General features: G+C 49.2%; 2 protein-coding genes. Both read left to right on the forward strand.

The window, feature by feature from the left end; genetic code table 11:
• The first annotated feature begins 141 nt into the window (after positions 1-141).
• Complete coding sequence (locus tag DWU89_RS20290; RefSeq protein ID WP_115501439.1) at positions 142-828, forward strand: response regulator transcription factor; 687 nt, start codon at positions 142-144, stop codon at positions 826-828.
• Positions 825-2195: a HAMP domain-containing sensor histidine kinase gene (locus DWU89_RS20295; protein WP_115501440.1), complete on the forward strand. Its 1371-nt coding sequence runs from the start codon at positions 825-827 to the stop codon at positions 2193-2195. Before DWU89_RS20290 ends, DWU89_RS20295 begins: the two co-directional genes overlap by 4 nt.
• The last annotated feature ends 155 nt before the right edge of the window (positions 2196-2350 follow it).

A 2350-nucleotide genomic window follows, 5' to 3' on the forward strand; every position in this document is an offset into this window, starting at 1 on the left:
TCTGCGTAATCTGCGCCCGTCTGCGTCCGGTAAATACGAGCAAACACACCGTTAAATCATCATTTATTGTTTCATATCTGGCAAAATTTGAATATCCAGTGATTTATTATACCTTTGTCTCATACTCAATACCAGATATTTATGCAAACAATACTGATCGTTGAAGATGAAAAGCGTGTGGCGGACTTGCTGAAAGCGGGATTGGAGGAAAACGGTTATCAGACGATGGTTGCCTACGATGGAGCAATGGGCCTGCGTCTCTTCCAATCCAATTCATTCCAGTTGGTTATTTCGGATATCATTCTCCCGAAACTGGACGGTTTCGACCTCTGCAAAGAGATACGCAAACTCAATGCGCAGGTACCGATCCTGATGTTAACTGCCCTCGGTTCGACGGATGATAAGCTGGACGGTTTCGACGCCGGTGCTGACGATTATATGGTAAAGCCTTTCGACTTCCGCGAATTGAACGCCCGTATCAAGGTGCTGCTGAAAAGGAATGTAGAAGCACCCGTTGCCGCTCCCGAGAAAATCAATTATGCGGATCTTACCATCAACCTGAACCTCCGGGAAGTGATGCGCAACAACATCCCTGTCAAGCTCTCACCGAAAGAATACAACCTCCTTGTCTATATGGCTGAAAATGCCGAACGGGTGATCAGCCGTATCGAGATAGCCGAGAAGGTCTGGCATACGCATTTCGACACGGGGACCAACTTCATCGACGTCTACATCAACTACCTGCGTAAAAAGATTGACCGTGATTTCGAAGTCAAACTAATCCATACCAAGCCCGGGATAGGATTTATCTTAACCGATAAGCTATGAAAATAAGGACTGCCCTCACGCTCAAAAACACAGGAGTAACGGCCACCGTCTTCCTCCTCTGCATGGCCATGATCTATCTGGTCAGCGACCATACGCGCAGCAAGACTTTCTACCATGACCTCAAAAGCGAAGCGGTCACCAAAGCCCACCTGTTCCTCCAAAACCAGGTGGATGCCCGCACCATGCAATCCATCTACCTGAACAATAAGAAGTTTATAAATGAGGTCGAAGTTGCAATCTATACGACCGACTTCCGGATGCTCTACCATGATGCCATACAAAACGATATTATCAAGGAAAACCGGGAGATGATCGACCGCATTCTGCGCGAGAAAGAGATCGAGTTTTATGTCGATAAGTATCAGAGTATCGGTATGCTTTATTCCTTTGACGGAAAAGATTACATCGTTACCGCCGCCGCATACGACGGCTATGGCTACGACAACCTCTTCGAGCTGCGCGATACGCTGCTTGTCCTCTTCGTCATCGGCCTCTCCCTGCTGTTTGTTTCCGGCTATATACTGGCACGCGCTTCGCTGAAACCCATCCGGGACATTGTGCGAGAAGCCGAAACGATCACGGCCCACCACATCGACCGGCGTCTCCCCGTTAAAAACGGGAAAGACGAATTGGGCGAACTCAGCACCACCTTCAACGCCCTGCTCGAGCGGTTGGAAGCCTCGTTCAACTCACAGAAAATGTTCGTCAGCAATGTATCCCACGAAATGCGGACGCCTTTAGCCGCACTTATCGCCGAGCTGGACCTCGCCTTGCAAAAGGAACGTACCGGCGAACAATACCGCAAAGCCATGCAAAACGCCCTCCAGGATGCCGGGCGCATGAACAAACTGATCGACGGCCTGCTCAACCTTGCCAAGGCGGACTACCAGAAGGAACAGATCAAGATGCAGGAGATACGCCTCGACGAACTGCTGCTCGACGTACGCGAGTTTATCCTCCGCGCACATCCTGACTACCACATCGAATTGCTTTTCGAACAGGAAGATGCGGACGATGACAACCTGATTACCGTACAGGGGAACCTCTACCTGCTCAACATCGCCTTCTCGAACCTGATTGAGAACAACTGCAAATATTCCGCCGACAAATCGTCCTTCATTCAGATTTCTTTCTGGGACAAGTGGACGATCGTCCGTCTTTCGGACGACGGTATCGGCATGTCGGAAACAGACAAGCAGAACCTCTTCACCCTCTTCTACAGGGGCGACCAGGAAAACAAAGTAACCGGGCACGGCATCGGCATGGCGTTAGCTCAAAAGATTATCCACCTGCACCAGGGAAACATCACCGTCCATTCGGAATATGGAAAGGGGACGACGTTCGTCATCGAGCTGCCCCATATTTAAGTTTTCTGTTACCGTTCAGCTATTTCCCCTGGCTCGTTATTTTTTAGAAGGAAAGCAGGCTCACCCGATATTTCTTGGGGGGGGAACTTCATTAACTTTCTTGGAATATCTATCGCTACTATAATAGTCTTGTACAGGCTTGAAAGTTGATACGA

This window comes from Parabacteroides acidifaciens (assembly GCF_003363715.1).
GTDB lineage: Bacteria > Bacteroidota > Bacteroidia > Bacteroidales > Tannerellaceae > Parabacteroides > Parabacteroides acidifaciens.

Bases quoted from the DNA above. Each gene is read 5' to 3' on its own strand.
- DWU89_RS20295 (WP_115501440.1), top strand. From the start codon at position 825: ATGAAAATAAGGACTGCCCTCACGCTCAAAAACACAGGAGTAACGGCC.
- DWU89_RS20290 (WP_115501439.1), top strand. From the start codon at position 142: ATGCAAACAATACTGATCGTTGAAGATGAAAAGCGTGTGGCGGACTTG.